Source organism: Vibrio sp. WZ-1 (assembly GCF_052037695.1).
GTDB lineage: Bacteria > Pseudomonadota > Gammaproteobacteria > Enterobacterales > Vibrionaceae > Vibrio.
The window spans coordinates 37952-60000 of record NZ_JBQEQR010000066.1; the positions used below are offsets into that span (position 1 = coordinate 37952).

The window sequence follows — 22049 nt, forward strand, 5'->3', positions numbered from 1 at the left end:
TCCGTAATCCGTAATCCGTAATCCGTAATCCAAAACATTAGGTCCTAGAACCTTCCTTTCAAACCTAGGAACTTGTTTTATCCCCATCCATAGCGCTAATTTCTGTTTCTTGCTAGAATTCCTGAGAAAATTTTAACCTATGGTGGAAGTTCTATGATCATCGTAACTGGTGGTGCTGGCATGATCGGCAGCAACATTGTGAAAGCGCTAAACGAAGCGGGTCTCAACGATATTTTGGTTGTCGACAACCTTAAAAATGGTAAGAAGTTTAAAAACTTAGTTGACCTAGACATCACTGATTACATGGACCGCGATGATTTCCTTACCCAAATCATGGCTGGCGATGACTTCGGCCCTATCGAAGCTATTTTCCATGAAGGCGCTTGCTCTGCGACCACTGAGTGGGACGGCAAGTACATGATGCTAAACAACTATGAGTACTCAAAAGAGCTTCTACATTACTGTTTAGATCGTGAGATTCCATTCCTATACGCTTCATCAGCAGCAACATACGGCGAAACAGAGACGTTTGTAGAAGAACGTGAGTACGAAGGCGCATTAAACGTATACGGTTACTCGAAGCAACAGTTCGATAACTATGTACGCCGCCTATGGCAAGATGCCCAAGAGCACGGTGAAACACTGTCTCAAATCACTGGTTTCCGTTACTTTAACGTATACGGTCCACGTGAAGATCACAAAGGCAGCATGGCTTCGGTTGCGTTCCATCTAAACAACCAAATCAAGGCGGGTGAAAACCCTAAACTGTTTGCTGGTAGCGAATCGTTCAGACGTGATTTCGTCTACGTAGGTGACGTATCTAAAGTGAACCTTTGGTTCCTAGAAAATGGCGTATCAGGTATTTTCAACTGTGGTACTGGCCGTGCAGAGTCTTTTGAAGAAGTAGCGAAGGCCGTGATCACTCACCATGACAAAGGCGAAATTCAAACTATTCCTTTCCCAGAACACCTACAAGGTGCCTACCAGGAATTTACCCAAGCCGATCTGACCAAGCTTCGTGCTGCTGGCTGCGATGTCGAATTTAAGACTGTTGCAGAAGGCGTTGCTGAATATCTAGCAATCCAAAACCAGTAACCTGTCTCGTTAGCCTCTGGCCCTTTGCTAGAGGCTAACTTTCTATAGGCGTATCGCAACGACTTAACACCGAAGAATTGAGCTCATTAATGACTATTCAACGAGACGATTACGACCCTAAAGCATACAATCCCGAATTCGCACGCCACTTCTTGGCGCCTAAATACTGGGGCTCTTGGTTAGGTGTCATTCTATTTCTGCCTCTTTCCCTTCTTCCTTTTGGCCTGCAAAAATGGCTGGCTAAAACACTGGCAGCAAAATTATCAAAATCACATAAAGGCCCTGCTCATCGCGCAAGGGTAAACTTTGAGCTTTGCTTTCCAGAAAAAAGCTTCGAAGAAAGAGAGCAGATGATCGAGAAGACACTGTTCACGGCAGCCATCTTCTTTATCCGCTTTGGCTTACTGAGCCTTCGCTCCTCTAAGTGGTTGCAAAACAACTGTGAAATTCGCGGCTTAGATATTTTAAAAAATCATATCGATAACGGTGAAAATGTCATTCTCATGGTGCCTCACTCTTGGGCGATTGATGTACCTGCGATTTTACTGGCTTCGATGGGCATGCCAGTATCTGCAATGGCGAAGAAACAGAAAAATGAAGTCACAGACTGGTTGATGCACAAACAACGTGTTCAGTACGGAGGTCGAGTTTATGAACGCTCTGGTGGTATCAAGCCATTCTTAAAATCAATCCGTGATGGATACATTGGTTACTATCTGCCAGACCAAGATCATGGCCCTGAACACAGTGTGTTTGTCGACTTCTTTGCAACTCGTAAAGCGACCCTGCCAGGGCTAGGGAAGATCGCCAAGTTATCTCGCTCCAAAGTTCTACCTTTATTCGCCTCAATAAACGGTGAAACAGGTCAGTTTGATATTGAAATCTTACCTGCATTTGAGCTGGATAAAGGCGAAGAGCAAGACGCGAGAACATGTAACCAAGCGATTGAATACTTTGTAAAAGATAAGCCAGAACAGTACATGTGGGTGTTACAGCTACTGCATTCGCAAGAAAATGGCGATAACTACTACAACTTATTCAAGACCCGATACAACGACGATTGGAAAATACAGTGAAAATTTTTGTCGTAAGTTTAACGCGCTCTATTGACCGTAGAGAGCGTATGTCTAAGAAGCTTGCCGCTGAGGGCGTTGAGTTTGAATTCTTTGATGCGATAGACGGCTCACAAGAGAACTTTCCGCATTCAGACAAAGCAGTACCGAAAGTCACTCAAGCAAGAAAAGGCTACCATCTAAAAACCAGTGAAGTGGCTTGCTTTGCTAGTCATTATGAACTTTGGAAACGCTGTGTTGAGCTCAATGAGCCAATCATGATTCTTGAAGACAATGTCGACCCTGTAAGTAATCTAAGCCAAGTGCTCATTGATGCTTTTGCCCAAGTACCACACTATGGATACATCAAGCTGTCGGCAACTCAGAAGCGAGCTTTCCAGCCGATTGTACCACTCAGCGATGGATACCAACTTGGTGGCTACGCAGCCGGCACTTGTGGAACAACGGCCTATATGATTTCTCCTGCTGCTGCTCAAAAGTTTATTCAGCACGCAAGCACCTTTGTAGAACCTGTAGATGACTATATGGAAAAGCCATGGCGTCATCACGTTCAAACCTACAGTATTGCGCCAGATTTGTTCACCAGAGCTCAAATAGCCTCAACCATTGGTGCGAAGCGCAAAGACAAATCAAAGATGACCGTACTGAACAAGATTTACGCAGAACTCTTCAGAAGCTACGAATCCATTCTTAAGTTTATGTACTGGAAGAATAAAGCATGAAAATACTCATTATCGGACCATCTTGGGTTGGTGATATGGTGATGTCACAGTCACTGTACAAAGTCATTAAACAGCAACACCCAAACTGCACTATCGATGTTATTGCACCAGGTTGGTGTAAACCGATTCTTGAGCGGATGCCAGAGATTAACCAAGCGATTGATATGCCGATCGGCCATGGTGAATTTAACTTGTTAGGCCGCCGTGAAATCGGTAAGTCGCTGCGAGAGAAGCAATACGATCATGCTTATATTTTGCCGAAATCTGCGAAGTCTGCCTTAATTCCGTGGTTTGCTAATATCCCGCTAAGAACTGGCTGGAAAGGCGAAATGCGCTTTGGGCTGTTGAACGACTTACGCCCAAATATGAAGTCTTTTCAGTATATGGTTGAGCGCTATGTCGCCCTTGCCTACCCTCAAGCCGAGATGAAGGACTCTTCCTCATTGGGCGGATTGGAGACACTGCCTCGCCCGAGCTTGTTTATTGACAAGAAAGAGCAAGGTGCAACGATCGCTAAGTTTAATCTGAATCAAGAATCCCCTGTGGTTGGTTTGTGCCCTGGTGCGGAGTTTGGGCCAGCTAAGAAATGGCCTGAAGCACATTACGCAGAAGTGGCGACTCAGATGGCGAAGCAAGGCAAACAAGTATGGTTGTTCGGTTCGCAAAAAGACCTAGACACTTGCAACAATATAAAGAACCTAGTCCCTCAAGAATTGCATGACCACGTTTACGTACTCGCAGGGCAAACCAGCCTTATCGAAGCCGTAGACTTACTGGCTGCATGTCGCACCGTGGTTGCGAATGATTCAGGCTTAATGCACGTTGCTGCCGCTGTTGGTTGTAACCTTGTTGCGGTTTATGGTTCAACATCACCCAAGTACACACCACCACTGGCAGAGAAGGTTGAAATTGTTCATACCGATATCGAGTGCCGCCCTTGCTTTAAGCGCGAGTGCCAATTTAAACACCTCAAGTGCTTAACAGAGCTATCACCAAAGCAAGTGCTTGATAGTATTGCCAGACTGGATGCCATAGAGGTAAGTGTATGCTAGTGCGTGCACTGTATACTTTATTACTTACACTTGCTGCACCACTGCTATTGTTTGGCTTATATAAAAGTAAACCAAACAAGCCTAAATTTGGCCAACGTTGGAAAGAACACTTTGGTAGAACACCAGCGCTAGATTGCAAAGAACGGCCAATTTGGATTCATGCAGTTTCTGTTGGAGAGTCTATTGCGGCGACACCTTTAATTAAGGCATTAAAGCAGCAGCACCCTGACCAGCCAATCTTGGTGACAACCACCACCAGCACAGGCGCTGAGCAAATAGCCAAGCTCGGTGATTTGGTTGAACATCGATACATGCCTATCGATTTTGCTTTTGCGGTGCGTGGTTTTCTTAAAGTCACCAACCCAAGCAAGATGCTTATCATTGAAACTGAGCTTTGGCCAAATACATTGAACGAGGTTCATAAAGCAGAGATTCCAATCTCTGTGGTGAATGCGCGCCTGTCTGAAAAGTCCTGTAATAACTACGCCAAAGTTCAGCCTCTGTTTAACTTACTTCACCCGTGCCTCACGCAGATACTTTGCCAGTCGGTATCTGATGCCGAGCGCTTCGAACGTTTAGGAGTTTCAAAAGAGAAGTTAACGGTAACTGGTTCTATTAAGTTCGATATCCAAATCTCAGATGAAATTAGAGAAAATGGGAAGAAGCTAAGAGCAAAGCTAGGGGCTCATCGCCCCATTTGGATTGCAGCAAGTACCCACCAAGGTGAAGATGAGCAGGTCTTAGCGGCGCATAAGCAAGTATTGGCATCACATCCAAATGCTATTTTGATCTTAGTTCCTCGTCACCCTGAGCGCTTTGACGCAATGTTTGAACTTAGCCAACAATTAGGCTTTGACACCGTACGTCGAACAGAACAACTCGACATAGCAGATTCAACTCAGGTTTACCTTGCCGATACGATGGGAGAGATGCTGCTACTGTTAGGGGCGGCAGATATCTGCTTTATGGGTGGCAGCCTAATTGGAGATAAAGTGGGTGGACACAATGTATTAGAACCAGCGGCCCTATCCATTCCCGTACTATCTGGCCCAAGTTTCTACAACTTTAAAGAAATCATCAACGATATGAAGCAGAAAAGTCTGATAGAAATCATCGAGAATGATGAAGAACTTGCTAAAGCAATTATCGCACTCGTTGATAACCAAGTCGCTCGAGAGCACCTCACTGCAAAACTTGCCGCTTTTATGTCAGCGAACTCTGGCTCTTTACAGCGCACAACCATTGCAATCATGTCGGTCTAAAACGCTCTATTTCGCCGAATAAATCATAATAAAGCCGAGTTGATACTCGGCTTTATTTTAAGCTTTAGTTTTAAACCAACGCTTTATTTTCTTTCTGTAATGCTTTTTCGATTTCTTTAAGTATATAGAAATAAAGGTTGGCCAGTATTTATAGCCATATATCCGATTTAGCCCTAAGATTCGTTTTTTATATTGCTCAAATTCACGATCTTCGGCAATCGGATCTTTCGCTTGCTGCAGACTCCAAGAGCCCTCATGCATACTACGATACACTGACATATAACCCGGTATGTAAAGTGCGCCTTTGTCGACGCTATTGATAATTTGTATTACCGAATGCTCACAGTTATGGTGAAAAAAGTCCGGGTTCGAAGTCGTTAACTCTAAAAATGGCTTGGCACGAATGAATAAAGAAGCCATTGGCATATAGCCTCCGCCCTTCTTGATGATCGTCTTAAAAGAGACGATCTCGTTTTCTTCACCAAGATAACCATACTTTTTGTCAACCAGCTCTTCACCAATCAATGAATAGACGGGGTGAAAACAAGCATTTATTTCCGGCCTTTTAACCATCTCGTCGTATTGCTTCTGAAGCTTATTTTCATCCAACCAATAGTCATCCCCCTCACAGAAAGCGATGAAGTCACCTCGCGCTTGAGGCAACACTACTGGGCCGATAGTGATCCCTTTAGAGTACTGATTTTCTTCTGTATAGAGTTTCACAAAGTGACACTTTGTGTGATTTTCTTCTATCACTCGGTCAATGATATCTCGACTTGAATCTGGTGACAGATCATCAAAAATAATCACTTCAAATTCAAAGTCTGTCTTTTGGTTCACAATGCTTAGTAACGCTTTTTCTATAAACTTTTCATGGTTATAGCAAAGGCAGAATACCGATACTTTTATTGTCACAGGAAATACCTAGCAAAAATCAAACAACTAGCGCAACACTAACGCTATTGATAAAGATAAAAATAAAGAGCTCACCTTGTGAGCTCTCAATCCGTTTAGATAATCATATCCTTAACTAAGTCTTCCATTTTAAGGCCTAATTCTAGGAACTTTCTCTTTATTAACACACTATTTTGAACTGCTGAAATAAGCACTTTCTTATTATCTTTCATCAGCACCTCAGGAGAAAATATGTCATAGCCATCCATCTTAGTGCCTATTTTACTTGGTGTGTTATCAACAAGGTACGCAACATTGTAAAGGCTATTGAAGCGTGCATTCGACAATAATGCTTCTGTTTGCTTGCCTGCCCCCCAAATGACCACTTCTTTTTTGTTATTTTCATCTAACACATAACAATCATAGCCATAATCAACCAGCATGCGATTCACTTGCTGATAATCTATATCTGAGCGTTTAACCCTAGAAATAAGCAGGTCATCAAGTACGACCAAAGGAGCGTTCAACTTAACGAGTTCACCATGCATTATGGTGATCAAAGCTAAATCATGGTTGGAAACCCATTCCTTTTTGAAGTCATAGCTGATTTGGAAGTTACACTGATTCAAACCATATTCACGAATCTTTTCGATAAAGGCTTGAACTTCAGTTAACGTCGCGTTTTGATCCAAAAAGATATACTTAACCGTTATATTCTCAGCGCCAAATTCAGCATACTTCTGGAGGTTTTTCAGTACACGTTCAAACTGCTTGTGCTCTCTGACTTCCATGAATTTTTCTTTTGTACCGGCATCAATACTGGTTACTAGTGAGATAGTATTGTTTTGCAGGCCATCTTCGATGCTTCGAGACATCTTGGTTGCATTCGAAATAACACGTTGCTGAATCGCAGGGAACTTATCACTCACTTGCTTAAGCATAGAGTCAAAGTTTGCTCCTAACGTCGGCTCGCCACCACCCCATACAATTGCTTTACAGTCAGTAAGATTACCTGTGTCTTGAAGCTCAGTGAGAAGGTTAGGTACATCATACTTACTCTTTTCGCCCCCGTAATACGTATCGCTGCAATACACACACTTCATATTACATACTGAGTGGTACTCAAAAGAGATGTACTCGCACTTCATTTGCCCCCAGTCTTTAAACTCTAGGAAATCACAACCTGTACATCTATCTGACTCACCCTTATTTATTTCAATAAAGAGTTTTTTCTTCTCATCAAAGATATTAGCAACGTTATAGTCTGAGAATGCATACTCGGAAGGCGTCAAAAGAGCGACATCCCCCTTCATCTCTCCATCACGGAAAAAACGCTTACAACACGTTCTCACCTGATCTGGGGCAAAAAACAAACTGTTGTGCAAGTCGTAACAACTCCAGCTCTTTGGTTGTATGTCAGCTAGATATTTGTTCACCTTTTCAGCCGAGCGCATTTCTTTCGGATCAAAAGCATTTACGAAGTAATTAAAGATTTTGATGTACTTCGTCTCAAACTCATCTTCAAGTAACGAAAAGTCTACCTTGGTGTCGCGAGATAACTGTTCCAATTGCTGATGTAGGCAGGCGTATAGATCAGCGCTGTTTTCTGATAAGCATATTTGACGAATTCGAGTCGCAACGACTCCAACGATTCCCAATAGATATGAACGCTGATAGTTCGCACTTGTTAGACCCGATTCAGCCATAAACTTGTGCATCTCCGCATACGCTCTAAACATACCGACAATATGTTTAGTGGAGATGGTATTCACAATAGACCCTGTCCGGTTGTCTTTTATATAAATAACGTCGTTTAGGATAGAATAGCGCTGTGCTTTCGCGTAAACCTTAAGCATAAAGTCAACGTCTTCATGATAACCCTGGAAAAAGCGGATACCATTCTCATCAAGAAACTGCTTACGCATTAAGGTAAATATGACTGAGCCATCCATCTTTAGGGACAAATAGTCTTCTATCAGTGTTTCTTTCGATTGCTTAAGTGAAACCAGATCGGTTCTAGAGCCCGACTCATTGGAATCATCAGACAAAAACTTAAAGTCATAAGCCACATAGTCGAGCGCATTCTGATTAAGTAGGTTTGACTCATCCAACTTGACGTGCTGACTCAGCTTACTGATAGCAACTGGCGCCAGTAAGTCATCACTGTCAAGAAAGAGAATCCAATCGTGACTTGCGTTTTCAATACCAACATTGCGAGCGCCACCTGGCCCACTGTTTGTATCGGTTTTAAAGCCCTTTACGTTTTGATATTTATCTGCTAATTCCTGGATCACTCTCGCAGTGCTATCTGTAGAACAGTCGTCCACAATCAAGATTTCTACATCGTTGTCTTTATTGATTTGCTCTACAACGGAATCGACACATACACCCAAGCTATGTTGTTGATTGTAAGCAGCTATTACTACTGACAGTCTCATATCAAACCTATTTAACCCTAGACTCGCTGCCATGCAATACAACAAGGCATACAAGTTCATTAATTTTACTCTTTACTACAACTCGTGAAGCTACTCTTAATACACCATGTATCAGCCTGTAGCTCTAAAACTATACTTCCTTTGACAAAGTATATTGTTCTCTTGCTAGATACTTATCGTAGCTATTATTTTTGTCTTCTTCTTGTGAGAACAATATCGCTACTCGCGTTTTTTGATTCGGTTGAACTTCAGAACCAAGACTCAACAATGGATAGAACGCTTTCACCTTCAAGGAATCAACAAATTCACAGGCTTCATAATGTGTTAACTCATTTGAAGCCATGGTGTGTCTGACGATAGGAACGCTTTGATTTACCGCTGTAAAGTATGTGTCACCAATAAAATAAGATGCGAACTTGCCTGCGTAATCAAACCCTGTACTGTATTCAATCAGCTTAGAATAGAGATCGCCAGGGCATCGTCTTGTAATCTCGATTAAGTATGGTTGACCATCCGCAAGAATAAACTGCAAATGAACCAGGCCATCACGAAGCTGAAGGTGCTGTGCAATCGCTTCGATACTCTTTTTCAGAACAGCACGCGCGTCTTCATTGAACTCATCATCGACATAACTGGTATCGACGGCATATGGGTTAGAAGATGAGCCTTCAATAACCACGAAGCTCTCTACTACTTTACGTTGTTCAATAAAAGCACTGTAACTATACAGCTGCCCTTCAACAAACGTCTCAAATAGCGAGCGCCCAGTATGGCTAACCGAACGAGCAACTTCATCAGCATTAGCAACCGAATCTGTGTCCATACCGTCAATAACTGATACGCCTCGACCACTAAACGCATCCACTGGTTTGCAGATATAGCGGCCAGGTAATGGGAAATCTTCACGTTGTTTGCGTTGCGGAGACAACAAATTTAGTTCCGCACACATTTTTCTGAAATGTTCTTTATCCCCCAAGTACTGATAAGCTTCCGGGGCATCAAAAAAGTCGTACTTATCCACAACTTCTTGGCACACTTCTATCGATAAATCAGTACATCCTGGCAAGATATAATCAAACTCGTGATCCGCAACAATGTGCTTTACAGACTCAATTTGGCTGTAATCTTGATTGATCCATTTCGGTCCAGCTCTCATAGCCAAGGCATCACCTGCGCGGTTGCCCATTACGTAAACGCTATGACCCTGTTTAATCAGATAGTTATAAATGGGTACAGACGCAAAGGCTGTATCCAAAAGCAATACTTTACTCAAACTGTTGTCCCACTTAATTACAGGTAAATCGGTTTTTCTTCTAATATCGACTGCTGTATTGCATCCAGCACTCGCATATTGTTATAACCACTTCGTCCGCTAACAAGTGGACTTGCTAGACCTTGAATAACATCAACAAAGTGATCGAGTTGGCAACGTAACGGATCTTGCGCTTCAACCGGTACATTCTCATGCGTAAAAGGCTTCCACCAAGAGGCATGTTCAACCTCTCGATAATAAGTAAGATCCATGCTAGGGAAGTCCAATGAACCATTGGTGCCTGCAAAGTGATAGCAAGCTTCTCTAGGATAATGAGGATACGCCGGGTTTTCACCGCTTGTCATTTCCCAACTCTTGGTGCTGGCTGCACAATCAGACAGGATAAAAGTACCGATACAACCTTTATCAAACTCAAAGTTGATCGCCACCGTATCTTCCACTTCATACTCACGAGTGGTATTCGAAGCAAAAGCGAAGACTTTGATGACTTCACCACATAGCTCTCGCATTATTCCTATCTCGTGGATCAAGTTAATTAGGATCGGGCCGCCACCTTTTTTAGTGCGCCATTCCCCTTCAACAAAGTAATGGCCCGGCTTGAAGAACTGAGCACTGCCCTGTACTGACACCAATTTACCAAACTTGTCGCTACCAATTATTTCTTTGGCGATAGGCATAAACGAGCTGTAAGTTCGATGATGACCAACGAGCACTGGTACGCTTTTGTCTTCAGCGTATTTTATTAAACTAGCCGCTCGCTCTAAGGTATCCGTAAGAGGTTTTTCTACTAATATCGGTAAGTTATTATCGATACACTTTAACGCATGTTCATAATGAAATTCATTTGGCGAGCTAATAATTACCGCATCAAATGTATGATGTTCAAACGCTAGCTCTAGCGTTCCATAAACTGGAATGCCCGCTTCGGTAAGGTAGTTATCATGCATCTCTGGGTGTAAGGCAACGATCGCCTCGACTGAACATTTTGGATGTTCTTGGATCAATTGAATGTGCTTTCGGCCAATTAACCCTGGGCCAATTACTAAAAACTTCATTACTTTACTCTTGGTCATCTTTCTACATTACTGTGAGTTTCTTTGCGATACAGAAGCGGACAACTCTGCCAACATTTCTAGTGTACTTTCCCAGTCAATACACGCATCTGTTACAGATTGACCGTAGGCTAAAGCCTTACCGTCCGCTAAATCTTGTCGGCCTTCGACTAAATTTGATTCAATCATTACACCCATAATACCATCGCCACCATTCTCTAGCTGTCGACAAATATCTTGTCCTACCACTCTCTGGCGCTGGTACTGCTTTGAACTATTGCCATGACTGCAATCGATCATTAACTTTGGTGTTAGACCACCTTGCTTTAGCTCTTCTAAGCTAGACGTAACATGGTGTTCTTGGTAGTTCGGCTCTAAGCCACCACGCAAGATAATATGCCCGTGTGGATTACCTAATGTATGCGCCACAGAAGCCTGACCATGCTGATCTATGGTCAACTGAAAGTGCCTTGCTTGGGCTGCCTTTACGCCATCCATTGCGACATTGACGTTACCATTGGTCGCATTTTTAAAACCAATCGGGAACGGGAGGTTTGAAGCAAGCTCACGGTGGATTTGCGACTCAGTGGTTCTTGCGCCAATCGCTCCCCAAGAGACTAAATCTTGAAGGTAACCCGGAGTAATCATATCTAAGAATTCACAAGCGACTGGGATACCCATCTCTGTAAGAGAAACCAGCAAATTACGTGCAATTTTGATTCCGTCGTTTATTTCAAAGCTACCATTTAGGTATGGGTCATTGATCAACCCCTTCCATCCCACTGTGGTTCTTGGCTTTTCAAAATAGACTCGCATCACTATTTCAAGTGTTTCAGAGTACATTTGTCGTGCTTGCGCGATTTTCTGAGCGTAATCTATCGCCTCTTCGACATTGTGAATTGAGCATGGCCCAACAACAACTAATAGTCTTGAGTCGCCCCCTGATACGATCTGCTTGATCGCATCGCGATTACGTCCAATCGTCTGAACCGCTAATGCGCTGCTCTTATGGCAATGCTCCATCACCTGACGGGGTGAGAGTAACGCTAAGTTATTATCCAAATTTGCTGTATTTACTTGTTCTTTCATCAATCAATCAGTTTTATTGAAATAAGATACGACTCATCAAATCACTTGATTTGATGAGTCGTATCTATAAAGCGAATTTACTGGCTTAGCGCGTCCTTAACGACTGAGACCACCTTAGAAACTTCCACTTCGGTCATATAACCATGAAGTGGTAAGCAAAAGACTCCCTGCGCTTTCATTTGACTGGTCACACACCCAAAGCTTCTCTGCTCTGGATAGGCAAGGTCTAACGAAGGAGTAAAATAACGGCGATACTGAATGCCGTTATTGTCGAGAGCACGCTGAAGTTTATCTTGATCGTTAACTTCTACGTAAATCGGCATATAAGCGCCATTGAATGAAGCTTCTTGATGCCATTTGGGCATTTCAACAATACCCGCGAGTTCGTGTCTATATTTAAGCAGAAGCTTCGCACGATGAGCAATAATGACGTCAATCTCATCTAAAAGAGTCAACCCTACCGCACATTGATATTCATTCAATTTAGCATTGATACCAGGCTGCCCTAAAGCCCCATTACTCTGTATGCCAAAGTTAATCAGCTCTTTTGCACGTTCGAAATCATTCCTATGTTTAAAAACAATGGCACCACCTTCTACGGTGTGAAAGATCTTGGTTGCATGGAAGCTTAATGTACTTGCATCACCGAAATTCAGTACTGATGTTCCTTCCACATCAACACCAAATGCATGGGCAGCATCGTATATTACTTTAACGTTATGCTGCTGACTTAGCGCTTCGAAAGCTTTTACATCGCAGGGGTTACCATAGACATGCGTCGCTACAATGCCATCAAAACTTTCTTGTCGTAGTGCTTTTTGGGCAGCTTCAGGTGACAAGTTGTAGCTATCTGCATCGATATCACAAAAACTAATATCCATTTTTTGCCACAATAAAGCACTTGATGTCGCGACAAAGCTGAATGGCGTGGTTAATGCGCGCTCAACTTGAAGCACTTTCGCAGCAACTTGCAATGCAAATGTCCCATTTGAAACCAACAATAAGTTTTCCACACCTAAGAATTCTTCTAACCTTTGTGTCAACTGCTGGTGCAAGGGGCCAAAGTTTGTATACCAACCACTCTCATTAACTTGAGATAAATATTTTGAAAGCTTAGTCAAATCAGGTGCGAGCGGACTGTTAAGTTTAATTGTCATCTTCGTTCACAATGCTTGATAGGTAGAGACCATAATTGTTCTTCTTAAGGGCATCCGCTGCCACCATTAACTTCTGTTTGCTAATCCAACCATTGTTAAAGGCAATTTCTTCCAAACATGCAATTTTATACCCTTGTCGTTTCTCTATCGTCGAAACAAATTGAGCAGCATCGAGCAAACTTTCGTACGTACCTGTGTCTAACCAAGCAAACCCACGTCCTAACATTTCAACATTGAGTTCGTTTGCTGTTAAGTACATTTGATTTAATGTGGTGATTTCCAGTTCACCTCGCTCTGATGGTTCTACTTGCTTAGCTCTACTCACGACTTTGTTGTCAAAGAAGTACAGCCCAGTCACAGCATAATTACTCTTTGGTTTAGCTGGTTTTTCTTCGATAGAGATTGCTTTTCTGTCAGCATCAAACTCAACCACACCAAAACGCTCAGGGTCTTTTACTTGGTAGCCAAACACCGTTGCTCCATTGCCACTTTCTGCCGTCTCAACCGCTTTCTTTAACTTTGGAGAGAAGCCTTGACCATAAAAGATGTTGTCACCAAGCACTAAACATACAGAGTCAGTACCGATAAACTCTTCACCAATGATAAAAGCTTGTGCAAGCCCTTCTGGAGATGCTTGAACTGCATACTCAAGTGAAATGCCAAAATCACTCCCATCGCCAAGCAATCGCTGAAAGCTTGATTGGTCTTCAGGAGTGGTAATCACCAAAACCTCACGAATACCAGCAAGCATAAGTACTGACAGTGGGTAGTAGATCATTGGTTTATCGTATACAGGCAGTAACTGCTTAGATACGCCTCGCGTGATTGGGTATAGACGAGTACCAGAACCACCAGCCAGAATAATTCCTTTCATTATTCCCCACCTCCCAATCGCTCTAAGCTATAGGAGCCATCAAGCACTCGCTGCCACCATTGCTGGTTATTTAAATACCATTCAACGGTCTTACGAATACCGCTTTCAAACGTTTCTTCGGGTGTCCAATTCAGCTCTTGAGCTATCTTTGTTGCATCAATGGCGTAACGCACATCATGACCTGGTCGATCTTTCACATAAGTGATTAGAGCTTCATAAGAGTCGATACCTTCTGGCTTGTTTGGTCGAAACTCTTCAAGTAACGAACAGATCGTTTTCACCACTTCAATGTTTGCTTTTTCGTTATGACCGCCGATGTTGTATGTTTCACCGATTTCACCTTCAGTCACCACTTTGTAAAGTGCTCGAGCATGATCTTCGACGAACAGCCAATCACGGATTTGCATACCGTCACCATAAACAGGCAACGGCTTGCCATCCAAGGCATTCAAAATCATCAGTGGGATTAACTTTTCAGGGAAATGATAAGGCCCGTAGTTGTTTGAGCAATTAGTAACTAATGTCGGGAAGCCATATGTACGCTGCCATGCACGAACCAGATGGTCACTGGACGCTTTAGAAGCGGAATACGGACTGCTCGGCGCATAGGAAGTTGTTTCGGAAAACAAGTCATCCGTGCCTTCTAGATCGCCATACACCTCGTCGGTAGAAATATGGTGGAAACGGAAAGCGGCTTTGCGCGCCTCATCAAGCGTAGACCAATATTGACGAGCGGCTTCAAGTAGGTGATACGTGCCCATGACATTGGTTTCAATAAATGCCGCAGGCCCGTCAATAGAACGGTCTACGTGAGATTCAGCCGCAAGGTGCATCACAAGATCAGGCTGATGCAGAGCAAATACGCGATCAAGCTCAACGCGATCACAAATATCGACTTGCTCAAAGTAGTAACGCTCACTGCTATCGATCTCAGACAGGGACTCGAGATTACCAGCATAAGTCAGTTTATCTAGATTAATAGCAACATCTTGTGTGTTACGAATAATATGACGAATTACAGCCGAACCGATAAAACCGGCCCCACCTGTCACTAAAATTTTCATTCTCTTCATTGCCTATCGTTTGAGCTTAACCTTGGTGTATGTGCTCAAAGTGAGTATTTTTGAGCCTGCAATTACTGCGCTCAACGTAGAGCGACTTGGTAACCATCTAGCAAGGCTTCAAAGTCAATTTCTTGCCACTTAATCTGGCGTTTATCTTGCTCTTTCAGAAATGAACGCTTCAATCGCGATATATTGGCGCTTTTCCATCCAGAGCTGTGCTCAACCTGACACTTGTCAAAATCAATAATCCATACATTTTCATTATTATCTATCAGTATGTTATGGATATTAAGGTCAGTATGATTCACATTCTCGTTGTGCATCTTGGCAACTTCCTGCCCAATTTTACGATACATCATTTCTGAAAGTAATTTCTCTTGCAAGATACTGACCAAGTCTGAAGCATTTGGAATTCGTTCACTGATTAGATCCGCTTTATAAAATAGACCTACTTTGGTTGCTTGAGCTGCAATTGGACGCGGAACATTAACGCCAGACTCACTTAATCGCAATAACAGCTTGAACTCTTCAATCGCTCGGGTCTTCTCCCATCCGACAAACCAATAGTGATCTTTAACAAGTTTGCCGAACAAGCCGCCACGTCGATAATGACGCAACGCAGCTTGCAGTTGTTGCAACTGAATAAACCATGTTGTGCCCCTTCCCGTCGCACTCCCGACAATCTTGCCCTCTCTACGCCAATATTCGGCGTCGAAAACGGCTTGAGATGTCGCATCAATGAGGTCAGCGTCGAACCACAAGCATTGATTCTTCTTCTGTAACTTTTCAATCATAAACTACCCGTTAAAACAAATAGTTACCAATAAGAATATAAACCCAAGTAAAACCAGCAAAACCAAGAGCAACCAAGACTGCAGCAGAACCAATGTCTTTTGCTCGCCCGCTAAGCTCGTGATATTCAACGCCAACTCGATCGACGACGGCTTCTATTGCAGAGTTCAGCAACTCGACAATCAAAACAAGAACAACAACGCCTAACATCAAGATGCGTTCAACCATAGTCACATCAAATAGACTAACCAAGACGATAGCAAATACTAGCAGCCCTAACTCTTGGCGAATGGCTGCTTCATGCTTAAAAGCAGCTTTGAGCCCTTGAATAGAATAACCTGTTGCTTTCACAATACGTTTGATACCAGTATTACCCGGTTTACCCGTCGTCATTATTTGTTCCTACTTTACTTCTGCCATAGAAAGGCATGTCATTCGCAAAGTGGGGTATTTTACATTTATCTTGGGTGTCTGCATAATCTAGTGGTTCTTTTTTACTCTTCAGGCACTTAGTATGTTCCCTTCTGCTCCCAAATCACTTTGCGTATTACGACTGTCTGCCATTGGTGACGTCTGCAATACCATCGCGACGGTTCAATCGATTCAAAAACAATGGCCTAATACTCATATCACTTGGATTACTGGCAAACTTGAAGCTCAATTGCTTCAAGCAATTGATGGCATAGAAGTGATTGTTTTTGATAAAAAAGCAGGACTTGAAGGCTATAAGTCATTGTGGAAGCAACTCAAAGGACGCCAGTTCGATGCCTTACTTCATATGCAATATGCCATTCGAGCGAGCGTAGCGACCCTAGGCATTAAAGCGAAATACAAACTTGGCTTCTCTTCTGATCGTAGCCAAGACTTTCAAACTTTGTTCACTAACGTCAAAGTACCATCACCAAGCTCTTTGCATGTTGCAGATGGTCTGATGGCGTTTGCTCATCAAATTGGTGTACCTCAATCTGAATTAACTTGGTCACTGTCATATTCAGAGCAAGATGCAAATTGGGCAGAAGCGAAACTCCAAACGGGCAAACCAAATCTATTGTTGGTACCTGGCGCGAGCAAAGCTTATAAGAACTGGAATGCAGAAGGCTATGTTGATGTGATTAATCACGCTCGTGAGAAAGGCTGGAACGTCATCTTAGCGGGTAGCCCAGCAAAAGTAGAAGTCGACTTAGCAGAACGCATCCAATCTTTGCTTACGCAGCCTTGCTTAAACTTAGTTGGGGAAAGTTCCATCATGCAAATGCTGGCACTGATTGATAAGGTTGAGATGGTCATTGCCCCAGATACAGGCCCCGCTCATATGGCAAGTGCGATGCAAACACCAATCATTGGCTTATATGCACATCATAACCCTGTCCGCGTTGGCCCTTATAACTACTTGAAATACGCGGTTTCGGTGTATGAAGAGACTATTTTTGCTGAGACCGGTAAAACAAGCCAAGAGCTAAGTTGGCGAACTCGAGCAAAAGATGAAAAGGCAATGGACCGTATCACTAGTGATCGTGTCATGACTATGTTTGATCAAGTCGTAGAAGATTTGTATCCACAATACCAGTAAACTCCCCTATATAAGATTGCTTAAGAAGGAAATTACCTTGTCTAAACCCACTTTAGCCGTTGCCTTAATCGTCAAAAATGAAGAGAAGCACCTGCAAGCTTGTCTGGACACAGTAAAAGATTGGGCTGATGAGATTGTCCTTCTTGATTCAGGCAGTACTGATCGCACTGAAGAAATCGCCAGACAATATACCGACAAGTTTTACACTAATTTGGAATGGCCTGGATTTGGCAAACAGCGTCAACTTGCACAGCAGTATGTCACCGCCGACTACGTACTTTGGTTAGATGCTGACGAACAAGTCACACCAGAACTGAAAGAGAGTATCTTAAAAGCCGTAGAAGCCGATAAGCCCAATGTCGTATACAAAATAAACCGTTTGAGCGCGGCGTTTGGTAAATTCATCTATCACTCAGGCTGGTCTCCGGATTGGATTGTACGCTTGTACCGCACCTCCTACACGCAGTACAACGATGCATTGGTGCATGAGAAGGTTGAAGACAAAGGCTATCCTGCGATCAAACTTGATGGCCGTTTGCATCATTACACTTACGAACATCTGCACCATTACATCAATAAAACCACTGGCTATCTAAAAGCATGGACTGATGAGCGAGAAGGAAAGAAAAAGTCTGGTCTTGGCACTGCTATTCTTCATGCGTTAGCCAGCTTCCTAAAAATGTATGTACTTAAACGTGGCTTTTTAGATGGCAAACATGGTTTTATTTTGGCTTGGCTCTGCATGCACTCTACGTTTGTTAAATACATCGACCTTTATCTACGTGAACAGGCAAAGAAACAATGAAAACAACTTTAATTATCACGACTTACAACTGGAAAGAAGCGCTAAAATCCGTGTTGGAAAGTGTTAAACGCCAAACCGTTTTGCCTGATGAAGTCATTGTGGCGGATGATGGGTCCCGAGAAGACACCCAAGCGATGATTGACCAAATGCGTGAAGGTTTTCCAGTTCCACTATTGCACAGCTGGCATGAAGATAACGGTTTTCAATTATCCATGAGCAGAAACCGTGCTATCGCCAAAGCATCTGGCGATTACCTGATTATGATCGATGGCGATATGGTGTTATCTCAAACCTTTGTCGAATCACATAAGCGTGTAGCAAAGCCCAATTGGTTCGTCCAAGGTGGTCGAGTTCTGACTGACGAAGCATGCAGTCGTGAAATTATGGAAAACGGATTGGTTCCTTCTGTGTTTAGCAAGGGCATCCGCAACCGCAAGAACTGCATCACAAACTCGCTGCTATCGAACTGGTTTTCCTACGAGCGTAACAACGATAAGGCTACTCGCGGCTGTAATATGGCGTTTTGGCGACAAGATGTTATCGAGGTCAATGGCTTCAACCAAGATTTTGTTGGCTGGGGACGTGAAGACAGTGAGTTCGTTCATCGCATGCTAAACTCAGGCAAATCACGCCTGTACTTAAAATTCGCGGGTGTGGGCTACCATCTATACCATGTAGAAAACTCACGCGCGTCGCTTGGGCAGAACGATGAGATCTTAGACAATACGATCAAGAATAAACTGAAGCGCTGCGAAAATGGTGTAGAGCAGTTCCTTAACGATTAAGACAGTCTGAATAGCAAAAAAGGGGCGATCTGCCCCTTTTTTATTTTTGTCCCGACAACTGGAAATATTTATCCGCAACCATCAAAGAAATTAAACGCTCTCGCTTTAGATCTTTAAACTGCTCTACCCATTGGTGCGCATTAGCAATAATGTCCAATGCTTCTTGCTCATGCTCGAGGTAGTAATCCATCTTCTCAATTAAGTCAGAGTAATCCTCTTTGACTTCGACGTAGTGAACCCCCGCCTGTAGACGACCTTCCATAAACCAAGTTTCATACTTGGGTTTAGACATGATCACCAATGAATTTGAAGACATGGCCCACTTAAGGTTAGTTGCAACATCATTTCCCTCAATACAGAGAAGAAATTTATACTGCAATTGTTCTTCAATGCTCATGAAGCCCTTTTCCCAAGGTTGCCCTTCTTCAGGTCGAGTTTGACCGATGTTACAACGAGGGTGATCATAAAAAGCTTCAATCACTTTACGTCGATGAGGCTGAAACCCGACACCGCGCCATGCCACCATGTTTTTTTTGTCTTGATAAGCCATGTTATCGTCAACAAACTTAAAGTGACGGACTTGATTCAGTTTCAGTACGATGGAGTTTTGATTCTCATCGCTGATCGGACGGCTTTTAATAAAACTTGGGACGTTTGGTACATGCACCACGTCACCATTCAAGTAATTAAAAGCATAATCAGGGGAGAAATAACGAACCACCTGTTTTATATCGAAGTAGTAAGTCCATCCCTTCGTCTTTTTAAATGAGCTAATTTTCGCAAAGCTCTCCTCATTGGGAGCGGCTGAGAATACTTGGTTGCACTTATTGTAATAAGCGACTCTATCCAAAAGGTAATCTTGCTCAGCTTTACTGACATTGGCTAGCATTCGCTTTGCCTGCATTCGATAAACGAACCCCGGTATTAATAGCGCCAATGCATTGGAAAAGTAGTAAGGAAATTTACTGTCTTTCATTCAATTTTTTCTCGATAGCCTTAGCAACTGGCTCTGGTACAAATTGTTCAATATTGCCGCCATGAATGGCTACCTCACGAACAATCGTCGAGGAAAGGAACGCAAACTCTTCTTCTGGTGTTAAAAACACACTTTCAAGACCCGGTAGCAACTTTCTGTACATATTGGTTAAACCAAATTCGTATTCAAAATCTACCGTTGTACGTAATCCTCGAATTAACACTTTTGCCTGTTCATGTTTAGCAAAATCCACCAATAACCCAGAAAAGCCTTTTACGCTGACACCCGGAAGATGAGAAACAACCTCTTCCATCAAAGCCACTCGCTCTTCAAGGCTAAACATCGTATTTTTGGACGGGCTTGCAGCAACACCAATGATAACTTCATCAAACATCTCATGCGTTCGTTCGATCAAATTTAAATGCCCATTAGTTACGGGATCAAAGGTGCCTGGATATATCACTTTCATTGGCTGTACTCAGTGTTTTTTGACGTTTTCAAAGCTCGCTAAACGCTTTTTACTCAAGTTAGTTACAATATAGCGCTGATAACCATCTCGGAAAAAAGAAGTTAGCCCAGTAAACTTACTCTTCTTTCTTTGGCTCAATTCACTTTCGAATGCACCATTTTTACTGCCTTGAAACACAACTGGCGGATCCATCCAATACGTGTTGTAGTTCAAGACATCACGCATATGTGTTTGAAATGCATCGATAGGCAAGTCCGTTTGGTTAGACTCAAAGAAGGCGACGATTTTCTTCGCGACATCCAAGTGAATGACATATCCACCGCAGCGTTTTGTATGTGATGCGAGGTAACACAGCTGGCCTGGCTTTTTTACCTTAAAAGGAACGGAGCGATTGCTGTGTTCAATGTTCACAATGAAGTTCACTTCATCACGCATTTCTTCATCAACGCGTTGCAGCTGTGCCAATGTGTCGTTCGCCAGAAAAGCATCATCTTCCAGAACTAAAGCTCGCTCAATACCTCGCTTGACCATTTCTTCATAGACAAGAATATGCTTATACGCACAAGACAGCTCTGGTAGCTTGTCGTTTCCTGTAAAGTACTTCGCTTTCACTTCTGGAGTCAGATCTTTGATATCGCCACGAAGCATATATTCAAAGTTAGCAATCCCTCTCTCTGGAAGGTGCTTATCAATATGGTGTCTGCGCTCTTCATAGCCTTCACTAACATGAATAACAAACACGTGATCTAGAAAACTGGTCATAGGATCTATTTCTCTAAGAGGATTACTGCTGACACTGAGGACAGAAAAACGTATTTCTTTGCCCTATTTTTACGGTTTCGATAATCGTACCACATTCAGGGCATGGCTCTCCCGCTTTACCATAAACTTGAAGCTCTTGTGCAAAATACCCCGGCTTACCATCAGCTTGAGCGAAGTCTTTTAACGTAGTGCCGCCTTGGTTTATCGCCACCTCGAGTGTCAGCTTGATGTTTTTGACTAAACGCTGCCACTCCTCTTGGGTTAACTTGCCAGCAGGGCGAATTGGGTGGATATGAGACTTAAACAAAGATTCGTTGGCGTAGATATTACCTACCCCCACCACCACTTTGTTATCCATAATGAACTGCTTAACCGCTACACGCTTACCTTTGGCTCTCTCCGCCACGTAATCTGCATTGAACTCTTCCGTTAAAGGCTCAGGCCCCATATTCTCTAATACCGCATGTGACTCATTTGGGGCGCTCCATAACCACGCCCCAAAACGTCGCGGATCGTTATAGCGCAAAATCTTGCCATTGGTTAACTTAAGGTCGACATGATCATGTTTACCCGCCGGAAAGTCAGCATCTAACACACGCAGTGAACCCGACATTCCTAAATGAACAATCGCGGTCCCCTCATCCGTTTCAATCAATAGGTATTTCGCGCGACGACTGATATGACGAATGACTTGTCCTTCTAGTCGCTTCAGCTCTCGCGGAATATCCCAGCGCAGTTTCGGAGTTCGGAACACAAATGCCTTGATCGTTTGCCCAAGCATATGCGGACTAATTCCCATTCGGCTCACTTCAACTTCGGGTAATTCAGGCATTTGATTCTCCTTA

The 22049-nt window shown here is 43.1% G+C and carries 22 protein-coding genes; 8 read left to right on the forward strand and 14 right to left on the reverse strand.

What is annotated here, in order from left to right; all coding sequences use genetic code 11:
• The first annotated feature begins 153 nt into the window (after positions 1-153).
• From rfaD to waaA, 5 genes are all read left to right on the forward strand, one after another.
• On the forward strand, positions 154-1095 hold the full coding sequence (gene rfaD, locus ACTS60_RS08380; RefSeq protein ID WP_440887872.1) for an ADP-glyceromanno-heptose 6-epimerase: 942 nt from the start codon (positions 154-156) through the stop codon (positions 1093-1095).
• 89 nt (positions 1096-1184) lie between these two features.
• Positions 1185-2171 carry a lauroyl-Kdo(2)-lipid IV(A) myristoyltransferase gene (gene lpxM / locus ACTS60_RS08385; RefSeq protein ID WP_440887873.1) on the forward strand — a complete coding sequence of 329 codons (987 nt, stop codon included), beginning with the start codon at positions 1185-1187 and terminating at the stop codon, positions 2169-2171.
• Complete coding sequence (locus tag ACTS60_RS08390) at positions 2168-2890, forward strand: glycosyltransferase family 25 protein (RefSeq protein WP_440887874.1); 723 nt, start codon at positions 2168-2170, stop codon at positions 2888-2890. Before lpxM ends, ACTS60_RS08390 begins: the two co-directional genes overlap by 4 nt.
• Positions 2887-3942 carry a lipopolysaccharide heptosyltransferase II gene (waaF, locus tag ACTS60_RS08395; RefSeq protein WP_440887875.1) on the forward strand — a complete coding sequence of 352 codons (1056 nt, stop codon included), beginning with the start codon at positions 2887-2889 and terminating at the stop codon, positions 3940-3942. The genes ACTS60_RS08390 and waaF overlap by 4 nt, the downstream gene beginning before the upstream one ends.
• Positions 3936-5204: a lipid IV(A) 3-deoxy-D-manno-octulosonic acid transferase gene (gene waaA / locus ACTS60_RS08400; protein ID WP_440887876.1), complete on the forward strand. Its 1269-nt coding sequence runs from the start codon at positions 3936-3938 to the stop codon at positions 5202-5204. The genes waaF and waaA overlap by 7 nt, the downstream gene beginning before the upstream one ends.
• Before the next feature lie 57 nt (positions 5205-5261).
• On the opposite strand, the gene ACTS60_RS08405 is transcribed toward waaA, so the two are convergent.
• The 10 genes from ACTS60_RS08405 to ACTS60_RS08450 form a co-directional block, all read right to left on the reverse strand.
• Positions 5262-6119, reverse strand: coding sequence for a glycosyltransferase family 2 protein (locus ACTS60_RS08405; RefSeq protein ID WP_440887877.1), 858 nt, complete (start codon positions 6117-6119; stop codon positions 5262-5264).
• Positions 6120-6214: 95 nt separating this feature from the next.
• Positions 6215-8536, reverse strand: coding sequence for a glycosyltransferase (locus tag ACTS60_RS08410; RefSeq protein ID WP_440887878.1), 2322 nt, complete (start codon positions 8534-8536; stop codon positions 6215-6217).
• Positions 8537-8666: 130 nt separating this feature from the next.
• A complete protein-coding gene (locus ACTS60_RS08415; protein ID WP_440887879.1) occupies positions 8667-9809 on the reverse strand; it encodes an ATP-grasp domain-containing protein in 1143 nt (380 codons plus the stop codon).
• A gap of 17 nt (positions 9810-9826) precedes the next feature.
• On the reverse strand, positions 9827-10864 hold the full coding sequence (locus ACTS60_RS08420) for a Gfo/Idh/MocA family protein (protein ID WP_318119337.1): 1038 nt from the start codon (positions 10862-10864) through the stop codon (positions 9827-9829).
• Between the two features lie 27 nt (positions 10865-10891).
• A complete protein-coding gene (locus ACTS60_RS08425) occupies positions 10892-11950 on the reverse strand; it encodes a 3-deoxy-7-phosphoheptulonate synthase (RefSeq protein ID WP_440887880.1) in 1059 nt (352 codons plus the stop codon).
• A gap of 77 nt (positions 11951-12027) precedes the next feature.
• Positions 12028-13107: a DegT/DnrJ/EryC1/StrS family aminotransferase gene (locus tag ACTS60_RS08430; RefSeq protein ID WP_440887881.1), complete on the reverse strand. Its 1080-nt coding sequence runs from the start codon at positions 13105-13107 to the stop codon at positions 12028-12030.
• Positions 13097-13981 carry a glucose-1-phosphate thymidylyltransferase RfbA gene (gene rfbA / locus ACTS60_RS08435; RefSeq protein ID WP_440887882.1) on the reverse strand — a complete coding sequence of 295 codons (885 nt, stop codon included), beginning with the start codon at positions 13979-13981 and terminating at the stop codon, positions 13097-13099. Before rfbA ends, ACTS60_RS08430 begins: the two co-directional genes overlap by 11 nt.
• The gene (gene rfbB, locus ACTS60_RS08440) at positions 13981-15045 is read right to left on the reverse strand and encodes a dTDP-glucose 4,6-dehydratase (RefSeq protein ID WP_440887960.1); all 1065 of its coding nucleotides are present in this window, start codon (positions 15043-15045) and stop codon (positions 13981-13983) included. The genes rfbA and rfbB overlap by 1 nt, the downstream gene beginning before the upstream one ends.
• 80 nt (positions 15046-15125) lie before the next feature.
• Entirely contained in the window at positions 15126-15839 is a 714-nt protein-coding gene (locus tag ACTS60_RS08445) for a 3-deoxy-D-manno-octulosonic acid kinase (RefSeq protein ID WP_440887883.1), read from the reverse strand.
• Positions 15840-15849: 10 nt separating this feature from the next.
• Positions 15850-16230, reverse strand: a complete 381-nt coding sequence (locus ACTS60_RS08450) for a diacylglycerol kinase (RefSeq protein WP_440887884.1) — start codon at positions 16228-16230, stop codon at positions 15850-15852.
• A gap of 121 nt (positions 16231-16351) precedes the next feature.
• Between ACTS60_RS08450 and ACTS60_RS08455 the strand changes: the two genes are divergently transcribed.
• The 3 genes from ACTS60_RS08455 to ACTS60_RS08465 are packed head-to-tail and all read left to right on the forward strand — an operon-like array spanning position 16352 to position 18997.
• The gene (locus ACTS60_RS08455; protein ID WP_440887885.1) at positions 16352-17407 is read left to right on the forward strand and encodes a glycosyltransferase family 9 protein; all 1056 of its coding nucleotides are present in this window, start codon (positions 16352-16354) and stop codon (positions 17405-17407) included.
• A 37-nt stretch (positions 17408-17444) separates the two neighbouring features.
• Positions 17445-18212 (forward strand): glycosyltransferase family 2 protein, encoded by a 768-nt coding sequence (locus ACTS60_RS08460; RefSeq protein WP_182026395.1) that lies wholly within the window; start codon positions 17445-17447, stop codon positions 18210-18212.
• Complete coding sequence (locus ACTS60_RS08465) at positions 18209-18997, forward strand: glycosyltransferase family 2 protein (protein ID WP_440887886.1); 789 nt, start codon at positions 18209-18211, stop codon at positions 18995-18997. Before ACTS60_RS08460 ends, ACTS60_RS08465 begins: the two co-directional genes overlap by 4 nt.
• 40 nt (positions 18998-19037) lie before the next feature.
• On the opposite strand, the gene ACTS60_RS08470 is transcribed toward ACTS60_RS08465, so the two are convergent.
• Genes ACTS60_RS08470 through mutM form a run of 4 tightly spaced genes read right to left on the reverse strand, consistent with a single transcriptional unit; the run spans position 19038 to position 22036 of the window.
• Entirely contained in the window at positions 19038-19973 is a 936-nt protein-coding gene (locus ACTS60_RS08470; RefSeq protein ID WP_440887887.1) for a glycosyl transferase family 90, read from the reverse strand.
• The gene (gene coaD, locus ACTS60_RS08475; protein ID WP_440887888.1) at positions 19960-20442 is read right to left on the reverse strand and encodes a pantetheine-phosphate adenylyltransferase; all 483 of its coding nucleotides are present in this window, start codon (positions 20440-20442) and stop codon (positions 19960-19962) included. Before coaD ends, ACTS60_RS08470 begins: the two co-directional genes overlap by 14 nt.
• Before the next feature lie 9 nt (positions 20443-20451).
• Complete coding sequence (locus ACTS60_RS08480; protein ID WP_440887889.1) at positions 20452-21204, reverse strand: glycosyltransferase family 25 protein; 753 nt, start codon at positions 21202-21204, stop codon at positions 20452-20454.
• A gap of 22 nt (positions 21205-21226) precedes the next feature.
• The gene (gene mutM, locus ACTS60_RS08485; protein WP_440887890.1) at positions 21227-22036 is read right to left on the reverse strand and encodes a bifunctional DNA-formamidopyrimidine glycosylase/DNA-(apurinic or apyrimidinic site) lyase; all 810 of its coding nucleotides are present in this window, start codon (positions 22034-22036) and stop codon (positions 21227-21229) included.
• Positions 22037-22049: the final 13 nt, after the last annotated feature.